The organism is Phyllobacterium sp. A18/5-2, assembly GCF_025452215.1.
Lineage (GTDB): Bacteria > Pseudomonadota > Alphaproteobacteria > Rhizobiales > Rhizobiaceae > Phyllobacterium > Phyllobacterium sophorae.
This window is the reverse complement of record NZ_CP104966.1, coordinates 855,077-871,271: the sequence shown is the minus strand read 5'-3', so window position 1 is coordinate 871,271 and position 16,195 is coordinate 855,077. Positions and strand designations below refer to the sequence as shown.

Annotated in this window: 14 protein-coding genes and 2 pseudogenes; 4 read left to right on the top strand and 12 right to left on the bottom strand. The window is 58.3% G+C overall.

Going from position 1 to position 16,195, the window contains the following annotated elements; genetic code table 11:
• The first annotated feature begins 154 nt into the window (after positions 1-154).
• Positions 155-682: a gamma-glutamylcyclotransferase gene (locus N8E89_RS04315; RefSeq protein WP_113172206.1), complete on the top strand. Its 528-nt coding sequence runs from the start codon at positions 155-157 to the stop codon at positions 680-682.
• On the opposite strand, the gene N8E89_RS04310 is transcribed toward N8E89_RS04315, so the two are convergent.
• The 4 genes from N8E89_RS04310 to ftsE form a co-directional block, all read right to left on the bottom strand.
• Positions 672-1,457: a lysophospholipid acyltransferase family protein gene (locus tag N8E89_RS04310; RefSeq protein ID WP_262261231.1), complete on the bottom strand. Its 786-nt coding sequence runs from the start codon at positions 1,455-1,457 to the stop codon at positions 672-674. The two genes, N8E89_RS04315 and N8E89_RS04310, sit on opposite strands and share 11 nt — an antisense overlap.
• Positions 1,458-1,533: 76 nt before the next feature.
• Positions 1,534-2,244: a YdcF family protein gene (locus N8E89_RS04305; protein ID WP_262261229.1), complete on the bottom strand. Its 711-nt coding sequence runs from the start codon at positions 2,242-2,244 to the stop codon at positions 1,534-1,536.
• A 105-nt stretch (positions 2,245-2,349) separates the two neighbouring features.
• Entirely contained in the window at positions 2,350-3,348 is a 999-nt protein-coding gene (locus tag N8E89_RS04300; RefSeq protein WP_410010335.1) for a cell division protein FtsX, read from the bottom strand.
• Complete coding sequence (gene ftsE, locus N8E89_RS04295) at positions 3,341-3,964, bottom strand: cell division ATP-binding protein FtsE (protein WP_245449011.1); 624 nt, start codon at positions 3,962-3,964, stop codon at positions 3,341-3,343. The genes N8E89_RS04300 and ftsE overlap by 8 nt, the downstream gene beginning before the upstream one ends.
• A 207-nt stretch (positions 3,965-4,171) precedes the next feature.
• On the opposite strand from ftsE, the gene N8E89_RS04290 reads away from it, so the two are divergent.
• Together N8E89_RS04290 and hpt are read left to right on the top strand one after the other, a co-directional pair.
• Positions 4,172-4,495, top strand: coding sequence for a hypothetical protein (locus N8E89_RS04290; RefSeq protein ID WP_262261227.1), 324 nt, complete (start codon positions 4,172-4,174; stop codon positions 4,493-4,495).
• Between the two features lie 84 nt (positions 4,496-4,579).
• On the top strand, positions 4,580-5,116 hold the full coding sequence (gene hpt, locus N8E89_RS04285) for a hypoxanthine phosphoribosyltransferase (RefSeq protein ID WP_106666932.1): 537 nt from the start codon (positions 4,580-4,582) through the stop codon (positions 5,114-5,116).
• Here hpt and N8E89_RS04280 read toward each other — a convergent pair.
• From N8E89_RS04280 to argH, 4 genes and pseudogenes are all read right to left on the bottom strand, one after another.
• Positions 5,113-7,668: pseudogene (locus N8E89_RS04280) on the bottom strand (TIGR02302 family protein). The gene hpt and the pseudogene N8E89_RS04280 overlap by 4 nt on opposite strands.
• 163 nt (positions 7,669-7,831) lie before the next feature.
• Positions 7,832-9,098 (bottom strand): annotated as a pseudogene (lysA, locus tag N8E89_RS04275) (diaminopimelate decarboxylase).
• Positions 9,099-9,109: 11 nt separating this feature from the next.
• Positions 9,110-9,262 (bottom strand): LPS translocon maturation chaperone LptM, encoded by a 153-nt coding sequence (gene lptM, locus N8E89_RS04270; protein WP_262261820.1) that lies wholly within the window; start codon positions 9,260-9,262, stop codon positions 9,110-9,112.
• A 161-nt stretch (positions 9,263-9,423) separates the two neighbouring features.
• Positions 9,424-10,824 (bottom strand): argininosuccinate lyase, encoded by a 1,401-nt coding sequence (gene argH / locus N8E89_RS04265; protein WP_262261225.1) that lies wholly within the window; start codon positions 10,822-10,824, stop codon positions 9,424-9,426.
• A 35-nt stretch (positions 10,825-10,859) separates the two neighbouring features.
• On the opposite strand from argH, the gene tlpA reads away from it, so the two are divergent.
• Positions 10,860-11,540, top strand: a complete 681-nt coding sequence (gene tlpA / locus N8E89_RS04260; protein WP_262261224.1) for a thiol:disulfide interchange protein TlpA — start codon at positions 10,860-10,862, stop codon at positions 11,538-11,540.
• Positions 11,541-11,600: 60 nt separating this feature from the next.
• Here the strand turns inward: tlpA and N8E89_RS04255 are convergent, their stop codons facing one another.
• From N8E89_RS04255 to N8E89_RS04240, 4 genes are all read right to left on the bottom strand, one after another.
• Positions 11,601-13,538, bottom strand: coding sequence for a DEAD/DEAH box helicase (locus tag N8E89_RS04255; RefSeq protein ID WP_262261223.1), 1,938 nt, complete (start codon positions 13,536-13,538; stop codon positions 11,601-11,603).
• A gap of 425 nt (positions 13,539-13,963) precedes the next feature.
• Positions 13,964-14,437, bottom strand: a complete 474-nt coding sequence (locus N8E89_RS04250; RefSeq protein ID WP_262261222.1) for a YaiI/YqxD family protein — start codon at positions 14,435-14,437, stop codon at positions 13,964-13,966.
• A gap of 5 nt (positions 14,438-14,442) precedes the next feature.
• On the bottom strand, positions 14,443-15,081 hold the full coding sequence (locus tag N8E89_RS04245) for an exopolysaccharide biosynthesis protein (RefSeq protein WP_262261221.1): 639 nt from the start codon (positions 15,079-15,081) through the stop codon (positions 14,443-14,445).
• Positions 15,082-15,103: 22 nt separating this feature from the next.
• Positions 15,104-16,135 (bottom strand): TerC family protein, encoded by a 1,032-nt coding sequence (locus N8E89_RS04240; protein ID WP_262261220.1) that lies wholly within the window; start codon positions 16,133-16,135, stop codon positions 15,104-15,106.
• Between the last annotated feature and the right edge of the window lie 60 nt (positions 16,136-16,195).

The following is a 16,195-nucleotide window of genomic DNA, read 5'->3' as shown; positions in this document are numbered from 1 at the left end:
ACTGCGGCTGTCACCTGACGCGGTTTTCTGCGCTTCCGGTGCACACGTACTCAAAGTACGTTGCGCTCCGGTTCTCGAAAACCACGCCACATGCCTTGCCGCAGCGATCTTTCAAACGGGCTCTCACAGTTCTCTAACTGCTATCAGGACGGATATGGGCGATTTTTGGGTCTTTGGCTACGGCTCTTTGATGTGGAAGCCTGGCTTTGCACATGTCGAGACGATGCACGCCCGATTATTTGGTTATCGCCGCGCGCTTTGCGTTCGCTCCTATGTGCACCGGGGAACGCCGGAGCGGCCCGGCCTGGTGCTCGGCCTGGACCTTGGCGGATCCTGCCTTGGGATGGCGTTTCGCGTGCCTGGCGAACTTGCGGACGAGGTGGTCGACTATCTGCGGGCGCGCGAGCTGGTCACGCATGTCTATCTCGAACGGAGGTTGGGGATCCGGCTGGAGGACGGGCGCAAGGTCGAGGCGCTGACCTACATCGTCGACCGCAGCCATGTGCAATATGCGGGTGCGCTCTCGGTGAACGATGCCGCTACGGCCGTGCGCGGTTCGGTCGGTCAGTCAGGCCGCAACGAGGACTATGTGCACAACACGCTGGAACACCTGCGAAAGATGAATATTCGCGACCACTGGATGGAAGCAGTTGTCGCGGCAGTCGATGGTTCTAGATCTTGACGCCAAGTTCCTTCAACCGCTCGATAGCGGTCGGGGGCATGGGGGGTGGGTTATCCGATTTGGCAGCTTCGATCAGGAGCTCGTCGCACGCCGCTTCGGTCACTTCTTCGAGCTTTTTCAAGAACGCATCATTGTCCAGGCCGGGCTCTATCGGCGGCAGGATGCGGCAGCGAATGACACCGGGATAACGCATGAACTTGCGGCGGGGCCAATAGAGCCCGGCATTATGCGCGATCGGGACTACAGGAATGCCGAGTTCCCCGTAGATGTGAGCGACGCCATATTTGTAGCGGGGCGGGGCTCCCGGAGCCGTGCGCGTGCCCTCGGGATAGATCATCAGCTGCCTGTTCCCGGCAACGGCCTGACGCGCGCCCCTGACCGCGGTCTTCATGGCGGCCGAGCGCTTGCCGCGATCGATCGGCACCATCTTCATCTTCTGGATGTACCAGCCGAACAGCGGAATCCACGTCAACTCACGCTTGAGGATGTAGACCGGATCGGCAATGTGGGGAAGGAAAGCATAGGTATCCCAGAATGACTGGTGCTTCGCCGCGCAGATATAGGGCCCGTCGGGGATATTCTCGAGCCCATCAATGTGGTGGTCGGCACCGACAATGATTTTTTGCAGCCACAGGTTGGACTTTGCCCAGTTTTTCGGAACACTCCACGCCTGTTTGCGCGGGCTGAGAAAATAATAGGGCGTGAAGATGATCATCTGGATGATCAGGTTGAGATAGAACGCGGCATTGAAAACAAGTGATCGGATGATCGTCATTGGGATCCCGGATGGCATCGATTGGTCTGCGCCTTCGTTATACTAAATGGGAGGCGCGGTGAACTGGCGAAAGACACTAGCCCTTTATTCTGTGGAGCAGGGCGGCCGTCGCCTCCGACAGGCTGTCGGGTAGCTCCGAGCGGATCACGGCTCCGAGATATTTGACATATTCGACCAGAAGGACGCGGACGATAAGTCCGCGTGTGATCCAGTCGCCGTCCCGCAGATTGCTGTTGACGATGGGATAGGGGATGAATTCAATATCCCGCGATGCGCGTTTGAGTTCAACCATCGTGCGGGGAATATGATAATTGTTGGTAACGACAATGACCCGGGCATAGTGGTTCGCCTTGGCCCATTTGACGCTTTCGGCAGCATTGCCAATCGTGTCCATGGCGGATCGGTCTATATCAACACAGCATTCGAACAGAGTGGCGTCGCCGCCGGTGACCCGCTGCAACTCGCTGCGGTTGGTGGAGGAATGGACGCCGCTGATGAATAGCCGCTCGCCCCGCTTGTTCTTGAGAAGTTCGAGAGCCCCTTCGATACGCGAGTAGCCACCGGTCAGAACGACTATGCCGTCGGCGGGTTCGACCAGATCGGGTGTCTCCAATGTGCTGACATGGTCGCTGAACACAATGAAGCCGCCGATAAACAGGCCCAGTGCGAGAATGCAAAGCAGGAACAATGGCAGCACAATCCGCGTGCGGATCAACGAGGCCAATCGCTCGCCGCGGTTCTGATCACCGGTGCCCGGCTTCTGGTTGCTGTCGTTCACGCCGTCCATTTTGCGTCGCAAATGCCTTGTTTGGGTTTCGTTTTTAAAGAGGGGTTCAACAGCAGCTTTGCAGGAGCTTTTGTAAAATCCATATTATCAATAGATGGAATAAGCTTAGGTTTCGTGACCTGTCCCGGTCCGTCCGTCCACCTGCCTCAAATGCGCTATGACTGTCATTCTTGTTGTAATCATCGTCAAGACGCTGACCGCCAGAATGATGAGGACCACACCCGAATAACCGCCTGATCCAATGGAAAAATTGCCGAAAAGCGCTGTAGCCTGATCGGCCTCGGGGGTTGCCAGGTTGCGCGAGGACCACCAGGCAACGGCCAGGAAAATGACCATGGCGAGCGCCCCGCCGCAAAGTGCGCCTTTCAAGGCTGTCCAGAAGAAGTGCCGCTCGAATTGGCGGGCGACGAACTTCTGTTCCGCGCCAATAAAATGCAGCACCTCGATGATATGCTCATTGCCAGCCATGGCACCGCGGGTGGCAAAGATGACCGTCAGGACAGTTGCGGCAATGACCAGACCGAGAACGGCCATGCCGATGAGAACGGTCGAACGCGCCATCGAAACAAGCCGGTCGACCCAGGTGCGGTGATCATCGAAACTGGCGCCAGGAACGTCCTTGACCAGCGCGTTGCGTATGGCGGAAAAATCCGGTGGGGAGGCTTCGTCGAGGGTGACAATCACCAGACGGGGCACGGGTAGTTCATCGATGTCGAGACCGGTGCCAAGCCAAGGCTCCAACAGGCGTGCGGTCGCGGCACGATCGATGATACGGGTGGATTTCACCCCGGAAAAGCCCTGTGCGATCGCGCTGGCCTGCGCCAGCAGAGCTTCCATGTCCTGCCCCTCGACAGGCCGGACCTGGATCGTAGCCTCCGTCGAAATCTGGCTCTGCCATGTGGCGGCCGTCGATTGAACAAGGCTGACCGCGCCTATGGTAAGGCAAGCGAGGAAGGTCATGATGGCGATGACGATCATCAGTGCATGGCCAACAACATTGCCGGCCGGAACGATGGGCGCCTGGCCGCTTTTTCCGCGCGCCATTTGCACGGCCTTCGCAATCAGGACCAGCGCCTGCTCCTTGAGTTGGGCCGCTCTAATCATAGATGTCGAGCCTTCCCTGGTCGAGGATCATGCGCCTTGCATTGATCTGGTCCATCAGCGTCAGATCGTGGGTCGCGATGACCACGGCCGTGCCGGAACGGTTCAATTCGCCGAAAAGCCGCAGCAACCGCCTTGCCAGCGGCGGATCGACGTTGCCCGTCGGTTCGTCCGCCAGAAGGATTTCGGGCTGGTCGATCAAGGCGCGGGCGATAGCGGCACGCTGCTTCTCTCCGCCGGACAGGACGGGCGGCAGCACATGCATGCGCTCACCAAGCCCGACCCAATGCAACAGCTCTTCCACCTCGGCTCGATAAGTGGCCTCCTCCTTGCCGCGCACGCGGAGCGGAAGGGCAACGTTCTGATAGGTCGTCATGTGGTCCAGCAAGCGGAAATCCTGGAAAACGACACCGATCCGGCGGCGAAGCAGCGGCATTTCCTTGGAGGAGATGGTCGCGATATCCTTGCCGAACACGGTGATCAGGCCGCGCGTCGGTCTCAGCGTCATGAACAGCAGGCGCAACAGCGAAGTCTTGCCGGCCCCGGAAGGACCGGTCAGGAACTGAAACGACCTGGGTGCAATGTGGAGGCTGACATCACGCAGAACCTCCGGGCCCATCCCATAGCGCAAACCGACATTCTCAAAACGAGATCAAGCGTAATTTTCCAATCTCATGTCCACGTGTGTTTTATTCAGCGCCGACAGGTTTGGCCACACCAATCACGGCTGAAGATCAGCCGAAACGTTAATTTTTGTGCAGTAGCCTCACCCCATGATTCGGAGGAACATGACTGCAACATGGCGGGATGATCGGAAAACCGTGTAATGGCGCAAATCAGGCCAGTAATTGCCGAATGCGATCTGAATTTTCTTGGCGCAGGGCCGTTCGACAGAGGCGTTGCGGAGGACATTCATTTCGAAACCGTCATGCCGCCAGAGTATACGGCGGCCGGTGGTGTGCCAAACCATGCCCCCGGCCGGTCTTCTGAGCGTTCACTTTCTGACAATGACGGTATCTCGATTCTCCAACCCGCCGGAAATGGGCAAGGCAAGATGCCAGGGTTCGGCTACTGGCTGTTCGTTACGCTGGTTGCCGCTTCGGTGTTCTGGATTTGCGGCGGGCACACGCTGTTCGTGGCGCTGCGATAATCTCGATTAGGCTTTTGCTTTTGGAACCGGGTTTGGGCTATAGCAACCCCTTCAATCACTGCTGCCCAGTACAGGAAGACGTGCATGCCAAAAGTCGGCGGAAAAAACATCGACATCCTCTTCAGCGCTCAGACGATTGCTGACCGAAATCTCGAACTTGCCAAGGCTATCGTCGCACGCAATTTCGAGAATCTGCTGGTGATATCAATTCTCAAGGGGTCGTTCATTTTCGCGGCCGACCTGATCCGGGCCATGCATGACGCGGGAGCGGAGCCCGATGTCGAGTTCATCACCGTTTCGAGCTATGGCAAGGGAACAGAAAGTGGCGAGGTACGTCTGTTGCGCGATATCGACAGCGATGTCCATGGACGCGATGTTCTGCTGATCGACGATATTCTCGAATCGGGCAGGACGCTAAAGTTCACCCGCGAATTGATGCTGGAGCGCGGCGCCCGCAGCGTTTCCATTGCGGTGCTGCTCGACAAGAGCGTGAAGCGCAAGACCGACATCGAAGCCGATTTCAAGGGTTTTGAATGCCCCGACTATTTTGTGGTGGGATATGGCATGGATGTCGGGCACTCGTTCCGGCAACTGCCCTATGTCGGCGTTGTCACGGACTAGTCGAATTTCAACAGCCGCTCGAGATAATCCTTCTCTACCTGCGGGCTGAGTGCATTGCCAAGACGGCGACGGATTTCGTCAAGGATCTGGCGCGCGCGCTGGATGTCGATTTCACCGGGCAGCATATTGCCGGGCTCAGGCGCCAGTCCTTCCGGGCCCCGTTGCGGGCGCCCCAATGGATCGCGGCGGCCATTCTGTTGCTGACCGCCCGGGCCCGTCTGTCCGTCCTGGCCCATCGCTTGCTGCCACTGCTTCATCATGTCCTGACCGCCGCGGCGCAGCGCATCGAGTGCGTTGCCTTGCTGGTCAAGGGCTTGACCGCCATCGGCTTCGCCGAGCGATTTTCCTGCCTCACCCATGGACTTCCCTGCTTCGCCGAAATCCTTGCCGGGATTGATCCCCAATCCTCGCAGATCCTTCATCATTTGCTCGAGGTCTGACTGAAGCTTGTCCTGTCCTTCCTGCAGGCCACGCAGCGCCTTGGCGATGTCCTCTTCGGACATCTGGCCCTGGTTGCCTTGCTGACCCTGCTCGTTCTGCCCGTAATCCTGCTGCATGCCGTTCTGGCGCTGCTGCTCGAGCCGATGGGTCTCGTTCATCATTTGCTTCTGGCGCCGCATCAGATCACCAAGCTTGTCCATCTGCTGCCGCATCTGACCTTGCTGACCGTTCTGCCCCTGCTGGTTTTGACCCATCTGCAGATTATTCAGCATGTTTTCCAGTTCAGACAACAGCTGCTGTGCCTGATCCTTCGAACCCTGCTTGGCCAGATCCTCGATCCGGTCCAGCATGCGATCGATATCTTCCTGCCGCAACTCCATCATGTTGGGGTTTGGCGCCTGTGCCATATTGGGGCTCTTCTGGGCCTTCTCGGCAAATTCACGCAAATACTCGTTCATGGCGCTGCGCAATTCGGCCATGCGCTTTTCGATTTCTTCCTGGCTCGCACCCCGTTCGATCGCTTGCTTCAGTGCTTCCTGTGCCTGGCGCAGGCGGCGCTCGGCGTCGGACAGTGCGCCATCCTCGATCCCGCGTGCAACCTGCCACATATAGGCGACCACATCACGCAATTGATCGTCGCTGCGAGCAAGGTTGAGGCGTGAACGAACGCTGCGCAGAGCGAGATAGTGCGAGGCATTCTTGATTGTTTCTTCCGGCCAGATGGTGATGGCATCAAGCGTATTCAGCACATCGGGCTTGGCATTGGCATTGAGCGCCAGCACACGGCGTTGTTCCACGACGGCCCGCGCCAGGGGGTTGGCAAAGGGACGTTCCGGCATCACCAGGGTTTTGGTTTCGCTTCGAGCCTCCTGCTTTGCGTCGTCAGTCGCGGCGAGGGTCATGCGGACTTCGGAACCCGCCCATGGATGCTCGGTGAGATCCTTTGTGGTCTTCATTTCCCTGGGTTGCTCACCGCGCCGGGGCAGCGAGAGGGGCAGATCCGGTGCGTTGTAAAGCGGCCGCGCGTCCTTGCCGGAGACCACGGCCTGCTCAATTTTCGCAAGGGCACTCACGGCACCGTAATCGTCCTTCAGCTCGTACGACACTTCCATCGTGCCGTTGGCGGCGCTCGAAGGGTCTTTGGTGAAGCGGATAGAGGGGGGCTGGTCCGGAATAACGGAGAACGACCACGCGGAGTTCGCAGTACCATCGCCTGAAAGCGCAACTGTGCTGTTGGCACCAAGCAGGATTTCGAAGTTGCGCGGTTTGCTCTTGGCGGCTGCGGCATCGTCCGCCTTGCCCTGGTCTTTTGCTTCTATATTGGCGGCTTTGCCATCAATCGATGTCAGTGTGACCTTCTCGGACCCGCTACCGCCGATGATCCGGATGATGAGGGTGCTATCCTGCGGGACAGTAAACTGTTTTTCTTCGGCATTGGCTGCCGATGTCAGGAAAAGCGGCGCCCGCCCGGTATAGCGGGGGGCGTTACCCACGCATCAATCCGCGGCGGCACAACGTTACTACCGCTATGGCTGCGGAAAGCATCGCTGATGCGACCGCCGAGCGGTCCGCCGGAAAAAGCAAAAGCGACCACGAAAAAGAAGTCCGACGACAGCCCTCAACGCCCAGGGATCACGTTCCGGGATACGCGTTTGCGGCAATCCGCTCTTCAAATCCCGGAGACGCTCAGCCATGCGTTTTCGGTGTTCGTTCCACAACGCCTGCGCAAATGGATCATTCGCGTTGGTGGCGAGTTCTTCCGACTGCACGGTAATCGGCTGATGATCGAGCGTATTGACGCTCTCCAGCCGCCGGCTGATTTCCGTATGACCTGGCAAGCGGAACTTCGACAGAAGGTAGAGGCAGGCTGGAAGCGAAAGAGCAAACAATCCGAGAACGGCGAACCGCACTAAATCCGGAATCATCCGGAAAATACCGAACCACGACAGGCAAAGGAATATTGCGATAACAAGCAGAAGCGGTAGCAAAAGCGGCCACAGGCGTTCCAGTACCACCGTCAGCCAAGTCGACAAACGGAGGCGATCGATACTCCTGAAAATATCGAACGTGAGCCTTGTCTCGTCCCGTTCATCGGGGTGTTGACCGGTCATCTTCACTCCATCTCGCTGGCATGAATGGTGTCAGCCTCGACAACAATACCATTCATCATGGCAAACGCGAGGCCTTAGGGGCAATTTTGCGATCATAGTTTTGTGTAAAGACGAAAGCCCCAGTTACCCAGTCCGACTGAAATCGCAATGGGTCTCCTAAGATCTACAGCCACTCCGGGACAGAATCGAGCGCGATCAGCTCTTCATAGGTCGTACGCGGGCGCACGACATGGAACCGGTCGCCATTGACCAGCACCTCCGGCACCAGCAAACGCGTATTGTAGGTGCCGGCCTGAACAGCGCCATAGGCGCCCGCCGTTCCAATGGCGATGAGATCGCCGGGAGCAGGGCGCGGCAGGTCACGGTCAAGTCCAAGATAGTCGCCGGTTTCACATACTGGACCAACAACGTCGCCGCGGATGCGTGGATGGGTGGCAGCAGGCTCGATGACCGGGCGGATCATGTGAAACGCATCATAGAGCGTTGGCCGGATGAGATCGTTCATTGCCGCATCGACAATGATGAAATTCCGGGCATCGCCTTCCTTGAGGTAAATGACCTCGGTGACGAGAATTCCGGCATTGCCAATAATGAGGCGGCCCGGCTCGAAGATGGTCTTCAGGCCAAGCGGTTTGATATGCTTGGCGACAATCTGCGCATAAGCGTCGGGCAATGGCGGCGGATTGTTGTCGAAGTGATAGGGAATGCCGAGCCCGCCACCAAGATCGACATGTTTGATGTCATGGCCGTCCGCTTTCAGCTGCGCTACAAATTCTGCGAGAAGCCGGAAGGCATTGTCGAAGGGTTCGAGGTCGGTGATCTGGCTGCCGATATGCATGTCGACGCCGACGATTCGGAGGCCGGGCAGCTTGGCAGCATGCGCATAGACCGTGCTGGCCTTGGCCAGAGGAATGCCGAACTTGTTCTCGGATTTTCCGGTCGAGATCTTCTTGTGGGTCTTGGCGTCAACATCCGGATTGATACGCAGGGACACCGGCGCAACCTTGCCCGCGGCCACAGCGCGGGCCGACAGAAGTTCAAGCTCGGGTTCAGAACTCGACATTGAAGCAATGGATGCCAGCTGCCAGGGCATAGTCCATTTCGGCGGGCTTCTTGCCGACGCCAGAAAAGACGATCTTGTTTGCAGGAATTCCCGCGGCAAGCGCCCGGCGCAGCTCGCCCTCGGACACCACATCGGCGCCGGATCCCAGCTGGGCCAGGGTCTTCAGGACCGCCTGATTGGAATTGGCTTTGAGCGCGTAGCAGACAAGCGCGTCCATTTCGGCAAAAGCGGCCGAGAAAACCTTGAAATGGCGTTCAATCGTCGCTGTCGAATAGCAATAGAACGGCGTTCCGACCGCCTTGGCGATATCGGGAATGCTGACGCCCTCGGCGTGAAGGACGCCGTCCTTGTAATCGAAATGGTTCACGTAAGATCAGCCTAGATCAATGGGTCGAGTATGAAACGCTTGTCGGGCGCAGCTGGCGTTGCGGTTTTCGGTTCGCCGGGCATCGAGGTAACCGAAGCCGGTGGCGGTTCAAGCGGGCCCTTGCGGCCACAGGCCGAAACAGCGCTTACAATCGCGATCGACATCAGAATTGTCGTCAGAATAGAACGGCTTGTCATCAATTTGATCCTGTCGTCCGAATAGGCGTTTGTCTTTGTCTAGAGCATGACGGGATCATATGGAAGGGTCTCGCTCTGACATCCGATGCCGATTATCTCTGCCCTAGATGGGGGAGATCAGTGAAGCCTTACAGCTTCCCGATGCGCTTTTGCCAGAATTTGATCTGCCGGCGAACCTGTTCGGGGGCCGTGCCGCCATAGGATTTGCGGCTGCGCACCGACTTGTCGACAGTCAGATAGCCGAACACTGCATCGGTGACGCCGGTATGGATCTGCTGCAGGTCCTCAAGCGACAATTTGCCGAGATCGACTTTTTTCTGCTCGGCCAGCGCGACGGCGCGTCCGGTCACGTGATGTGCCTCGCGGAAGGGCAGGCCGAGTTCGCGCACGAGCCAGTCGGCAAGGTCGGTCGCGGTGGAATAGCCGGAGCCGGCGGCCTTTTTCATCGCCGCCGTGTTGATCGTCATGTCACCGACCATGCCGGTCATCGCGGCAATTGCGAGTTCCAGGGTTTCCGCCGCGTCGAAGACCGCCTCCTTGTCTTCCTGCATGTCCTTGGAATAGGTGAGCGGCAAGCCCTTCATCACCGTGAGAAGCCCGACGAGTGACCCGGTAATGCGCCCGGTCTTGGCGCGGACCAGCTCGGCCGCGTCAGGATTTTTCTTCTGCGGCATGATGGAGGAGCCTGTCGAGAAGGAATCGGACAGGCGCACGAAGCCGAACTGCGGCGTCGACCAGATGACGATTTCTTCCGCCAGACGCGACAGATGCGTGGCGGTGATGGCCGCAGCCGAGAGGAATTCGAGCGCATAGTCGCGATCGGAAACGCTGTCGAGCGAATTACGCGTCGGTTCGCGAAAGCCAAGAGCCTTGGCCGTCATGTGCCTATCAATGGGGAATCCGGTGCCGGCAAGCGCCGCAGCGCCGAGCGGCGACTCATCCATGCGCTCGATGGCGTCCTTGACGCGGCCCAGATCGCGGCCGAACATTTCCACATAGGCCATGCAGTGGTGGCCGAACGTCACCGGCTGCGCCGTCTGGAGATGGGTAAAGCCGGGCATCAATGTCGCAGCATGTTCTTCGGCGCGCTTCAGAAACGCTGCGATCAGCTGCTTGAGCGCGACGGCGGTCTTTTCGAATTCCGCTTTCACCCAGAGGCGGAAATCGACGGCGACCTGGTCGTTGCGCGAACGGGCCGTGTGCAACCGGCCGGCGGAGGCGCCGATCAGTTCCGCAAGGCGGGATTCGACATTCATGTGAATGTCTTCAAGTTTGCGTGAGAACGTGAACTTTCCCTGTTCGATCTCTGACAATATCGTGTTCAGACCCTTTGCGATCTTGTCGTGATCCTCCGCCGCAATTATGCCGGTCTTCGCAAGCATGGCAGCATGGGCAAGCGAACCCTGAATGTCCTGGGCGTAGAGTTTCTGGTCAAAGCCGATGGAAGCATTGATTTCTTCCATGATCGCGGCGGGACCGGAGGCAAAACGGCCTCCCCACATTTCATTGCTGTTCTTCTTGTCGGACATGGAAAGCGCCTTGGGTGAGAAGCGAAAGAGTAGAAATGACTGACGACAACCGAACACAGAAATCGCCACGGAACGCGAGCAGAAAGATCATTCTTCTTGCAGGCCTGGCGGGCATCGTTGCCGGTGCGGTTGCGGTATACGTGATGGAGCGGCCTTCTGGCAATATTGTCGCCAGCACAAACCCGTCCGATCAGTGCGCAATGAAAACCGACGCCGCCAAGAAGCTCGATGCGGTCGCGACGGGCGCAGTTGCGGCCATGCGCGGTGCGGACGCGCCGCAGTCCATGTCGGAATTGGCGTTCACAGCGCCAGACGGCAAGCCGACGCGGCTTTCGGATTTCAAGGGCAAGACGCTGCTGGTCAATCTCTGGGCGACATGGTGCCTGCCGTGCCGCGAGGAAATGCCGGCGCTCGATGCGCTGGAGACGAAAAAGGGCGGGGATGACTTTCAGGTCGTGACGATCAATATCGATACGGGTGACGATGAAAAGCCTAAGGCGTTCCTGAGCGAGATCGGCGTCAAATCGCTGCAGCTCTACCGCGATGTCTCGATGGGCGTGTTCAACGACCTGAAGCGCAAGAACCTGGCATTTGGGCTGCCGGTAACAGTGCTTGTTGACAAGGATGGCTGCCAGATCGCCGCCATGAACGGGCCCGCGGACTGGTCGAGCGACGATGCCGCCCGGTTCATCGACGCGGCGATATCGGGGCAGTGATCAATAAAAAAAGCCTCACCCGAGGGCGAGGCCTTTTCAGCTTTTGCCGAACGCGCTGAATTACTCAGCTCCTCCCGCAGCGGCCTTTTTTGCCTTCTTGGCTTTGTACTTGTCAAAGCCATGCAGTTCGCCTGGTTTGCGTTCTTTAGGTGTTTTCTTCGGTTTTTCAGGCTTTTCTGTGGTCCAGCCTTCCGGCTTCGCCTTGGCCGGCTTGGCAGCCCAGTCGGATTTCGGCTTGTCATCACGGAAACGGGGCTTGCGGTCGTCAAAATCCCGCTTCTCGCCAAAGCTCTTCTTGCCCTTGTAATCGCCACCTTCACGACGCGGCGATGAGGGGCCAGCGCCTTCGCTGCGCGTGATGTTCACGCCCTTTTCGCCCGTGCCAAATTGCTTGATCCGCGCCATGAAATCGTCGGCCTTGCTGGCGGTGATTTCAAAACGGGTTTCCGTCTCGAGAATCTTGATCGAACCGACATCGGTCTTGGTGATATCACCGGCCTTGCAGATCAGCGGCAGGAGCCAGCGCGGTTCGGCTCGCTGCTTGCGGCCGACGCTCAAGGAGAACCAGGCACCGCTCTCGAACTGTTCGAAGCGTTCGGAACGTGGTGCGCGTTCACCGCGTCCAGGCCTGTCGTCGAAGCTGCCCTTGCGGCCAGAATCGCGCATCGGCTCAAGCACATGCGACGGTGTGCCTGACAATTCTTCGGGGGCAGGGCGTGCAGCCATCTGCTGGCGCAGATAGGCAGCGGCGATCTGCTCGGCTGAATGCATGCCCAGCAACTCACGAACATAATCGCCCTCTTCCTCGGTCATGACTTCGGTCAGCGAAGGATCATTGAGAATGCGATCATGGTTGCGCTTGTTGATTGCGTCCGCATCGGGGGGCGGCACCATCGTCGTTGCGAGCTTTGCGCCTTGAAGCAGGCGCTCGGCGGTGCGGCGGCGTGATGGCGGTACGATCAGAACGCAGATGCCCTTACGGCCTGCACGTCCTGTTCGGCCGCTGCGGTGCAGGAGCGTCTCGGAATTGTTCGGTAGGTCGGCGTGAATGACGAGATCAAGATTGGGCAGATCGATACCGCGCGCGGCAACGTCGGTCGCCACGCAAACCCGGGCACGGCCGTCGCGCATTGCCTGGAGTGCATTGGTGCGTTCGGCCTGGCTCAACTCACCAGAAAGCGAAACAACCGAGAAGCCGCGATTGGACAAGCGGCTGGTCAGGTGCTTCACCGCCTCGCGGGTCGAACCAAAGATGATTGTGTTCTGCGCGTCGTAGAAAAGCAGCGCATTGATGATTGCATTTTCGCGCTCGCGCGGCGCTACCGGCATGATGTGGTATTCGATGTCGCTATGCTGCTCGCGGTCGCTTGTGGCGGTAATGCGCAGCGCATCCTTCTGGAACTGCTTGGCAAGCATGGCGATCGGTTTAGGCACTGTCGCCGAGAACATCAGCGTGCGCCGGTCCGCCGGCGCTTCGCCGAGGATGAATTCGAGGTCCTCGCGGAAGCCGAGATCAAGCATTTCATCGGCTTCGTCGAGCACGACCGCGCGCAGTTCCTTCATGTCGAGAGAACCGCGGGTGATGTGGTCGCGCAAACGGCCAGGTGTGCCGACGACGATATGGGCGCCCTGGCTGAGCGAACGGCGCTCCTTTGTCATGTCCATGCCGCCGACGCAGGAGGCAATGCGCGCGCCAGTCTTCTCGTAGAGCCATTCCAGCTCGCGCCGCACCTGCAGGGCGAGCTCGCGGGTCGGAGCGATGACGAGCGCGTAGGGCGCGCCAATGGAAGTGAAGCGGTCGGCGCCATCGAGCAGGGTTGGCGCAATGGCAATACCGAACGCGACGGTCTTGCCGGAACCGGTCTGCGCGGAGACCAGAAGATCGGCGCCGCCGGCTTCGGGAGCAAGGACGGCGGTCTGCACCGGCGTCAGCGTCTCGTAGCCACGGGCAGCCAATGCACCGGACAGCGCCGGAGCGATAGAATCGAATATGGTCATTAATGAACTTTCAAGTACGTGTTTGGGCTGGTGTTTTGGGCTCGGCGTTTAGAGCGAATTGTAGTCATATTGAATAAGTTCTGTTTCTCGGATGGCGAGACAATCCACGAGGAAGGTGGCGAGGCCGATGTTCGCGCATCGGACGATGCCGCCTGACAAAGTGGTTGGCCGCCAGCCGGAAACCCGAAGGGCCGGATGAATTCGGGCCAAATCCTTCGGGCTTCGGCGTCGTCCGATGGAAAGGCATCGGCCTCGCCAAATCCCTTGACCTTGTCCGCGAATTCCCGCCGGCAGAACTATTCAATAAGACTACAACTCGCTCTTTGGAGCACGAGCGGCACGCAAATAGCTTTGTTGCGCTCTCGTAGAGCCTGCGACGCGTTCCGTCAATGCCAAGAAACGCATAGCTCCTATCCGCATTACCCTCAGGTGGTGAAGCCCGCACGTTTCAAACGCACAATAGCGAGGTCGAGAGCGGAAAGAAAGCTCGAACGATCTTTCGGGGAAAATGGGCGCGGACCGCCGGTGATTTGCCCTGCGGAACGCAATTCATCCATAAGGTTGCGTGTTGCGAGCGCATTGCCGATGGAGGCTTCCGTGAAGGCTCTTCCTGTTGGCGAAATGGCATCGGCTCCGGCTTTGACGCAGCGGCTGGCAAGCGGGATATCGGCTGTCACAACGACATCGCCGCGAGAAACGCGCTCGGCGATCCAGTCATCGGCGGCATCGAACCCGTCGCTGACGATCACCCTTTCGATCATCGGGTCGCGGGGAATTGCCATCATGGAATTGGAAACAACGAAGACTTTTACCCCATACCGTTCGGCAACGCGGTAGATTTCAGCTTTGACCGGGCAGGCGTCGGCGTCGACGTAGATGGTGATTGTCTTGGCGTTCATCGCGCTCAACCGAAAATATGCAGGGCCGCGAGACCAACCGATGCGCCGAGGCCAATGGCGATGCCCGCGGCAAGAGCGGCAACCAGAAGACCGGTACCAAGCCAGACACCATCCTGTTCGCCAAGACCAATGGAGAGCAGGATAATGCTGAGCGCCGGCATCTGGTTGATCAGCGGGATAGGCAGGATGACGATCAGGGACATCAGCAATGCGACGATACTGACGACGCGCTCGACCAGCATTTGCGGTACGAGCCAGTAGCGCGGACGCGCCAGTTTTTCAAAACGCGTGAGAACCGGTTCGAGTCTGGAGATGAAAGAGCGGTAGCTTTCAATGCGGATGGACTTTTGCCGGATAAACGCGGGAAACCAGGGCTTTTCGAAGCCCATCAGCAGCTGGATCGATAGCAGGACAAGGGGAATACCGAATATGGTCGATGTGCCTGGTGGCAGGGGCAAGAGATTGAGCGCTGAAAAGAGAATCATCAGCGCTCCAAAACCGCGTTCGGACAAGGCGGACAGGATGTCGTTGAACGAAATCCTGTCCGCCGGTGTTTCGCCGAGCTGGACAAGAACGCTGGACAGGCGCCGCGTATGTTGCGAACCCAGCGGGTCCCAATCAGGCGGTGTTCCATCCGCGTTCATTTTGTCCTCCCTTTTGATGGAATTATGCCTTTCCAGTGCTTTCGGCGCTAGAGGCCGGTTGGGCGTCAATCAATAATACCGGCGCTGTTTGCTCATGCCGCGTTTTCCAGAGCGAACTCAGAATTCCGGCAAGCAGGATGCCAAGCGTGATCGACAGTGACCACATTGGCGGTATCTTTGCCAGTCCCAAAGCATCTGCGACGAAAATCTTTCCGCCGATGAAAACCAGCACCAGGGACAATGCGTATTTCAGGTAGACGAAGCGATGAATAAGGCTTGCGAGCGCGAAATACAGCGCACGCAGGCCAAGAATGGCGAAGATATTCGATGTGAAGACAAGATAGGGGTCGGTGGTGATGGCGAAAATCGCCGGGATCGAATCCACCGCAAAGATCACGTCGGCCAGTTCGACCATGACGAGGGCGAGCAGCAGCGGGGTGATCCAGGTTTGCCGCTTCATTGTCAGGGGATCGGTCCGCCTGACGATGAATTTCTCGCCATGCAGTTCTTTCGTGACGCGGAATCGTTTGCTCATGAACTTGAAGACGGGATTGGCGGAAACGTCGAAGTCGCCCTCTCCGGCCATGAGCATGCGAATGCCGGTGAAAATCAGGAATGCCGCGAAGAGGTAGAGCACCCATTCATATTCTTCGACGATAGCGGCACCCGCCGCGATCATGATGCCGCGAAGGATGACGACACCAAGGATGCCGTAAACCAGCACCCGGTGCTGGAACTGCTTGGGGATGGCGAAGTAGCCGAAAATCATGGCAATGACGAAGATATTGTCCATCGCCAGGCTTTTCTCGACAACGAAGCCGGTCAGATACTGCATCCCGGCTTCAGACCCGAGTTCCCACCAGATGAAGCCGCCGAAGGCAACGCCAAGACTGATGTAGAACGCCGAGAGCAGGAGGCTCTGGCGCATGCCTATGTCATGATTTTTACGGTTGAGGACGCCCAGATCGAGGACGAGGAGAACAAGAACAAGGGCAAAAAAGCCAAGCCACATCCATAGGGGCTTGCCCATGGCATCAATAAACAGAAGCTCCATGTTGAAAAAGATCCGCCGGCATCGGTTCCAGATTACAGCTCCGACATCACGAGAGAGCCG

Coding starts and splice junctions, on each gene's coding strand:
- N8E89_RS04315 (WP_113172206.1), top strand. CDS start 155: ATGGGCGATTTTTGGGTCTTTGGCTACGGCTCTTTGATGTGGAAGCCT.
- N8E89_RS04310 (WP_262261231.1), bottom strand. CDS start 1,457: ATGACGATCATCCGATCACTTGTTTTCAATGCCGCGTTCTATCTCAAC.
- N8E89_RS04305 (WP_262261229.1), bottom strand. CDS start 2,244: ATGGACGGCGTGAACGACAGCAACCAGAAGCCGGGCACCGGTGATCAG.
- N8E89_RS04300 (WP_410010335.1), bottom strand. CDS start 3,348: ATGATTAGAGCGGCCCAACTCAAGGAGCAGGCGCTGGTCCTGATTGCG.
- ftsE (WP_245449011.1), bottom strand. CDS start 3,964: ATGGGCCCGGAGGTTCTGCGTGATGTCAGCCTCCACATTGCACCCAGG.
- N8E89_RS04290 (WP_262261227.1), top strand. CDS start 4,172: ATGGCGCAAATCAGGCCAGTAATTGCCGAATGCGATCTGAATTTTCTT.
- hpt (WP_106666932.1), top strand. CDS start 4,580: ATGCCAAAAGTCGGCGGAAAAAACATCGACATCCTCTTCAGCGCTCAG.
- lptM (WP_262261820.1), bottom strand. CDS start 9,262: ATGTCGATCGCGATTGTAAGCGCTGTTTCGGCCTGTGGCCGCAAGGGC.
- argH (WP_262261225.1), bottom strand. CDS start 10,824: ATGTCCGACAAGAAGAACAGCAATGAAATGTGGGGAGGCCGTTTTGCC.
- tlpA (WP_262261224.1), top strand. CDS start 10,860: ATGACTGACGACAACCGAACACAGAAATCGCCACGGAACGCGAGCAGA.
- N8E89_RS04255 (WP_262261223.1), bottom strand. CDS start 13,538: ATGACCATATTCGATTCTATCGCTCCGGCGCTGTCCGGTGCATTGGCT.
- N8E89_RS04250 (WP_262261222.1), bottom strand. CDS start 14,437: ATGAACGCCAAGACAATCACCATCTACGTCGACGCCGACGCCTGCCCG.
- N8E89_RS04245 (WP_262261221.1), bottom strand. CDS start 15,081: ATGAACGCGGATGGAACACCGCCTGATTGGGACCCGCTGGGTTCGCAA.
- N8E89_RS04240 (WP_262261220.1), bottom strand. CDS start 16,135: ATGGAGCTTCTGTTTATTGATGCCATGGGCAAGCCCCTATGGATGTGG.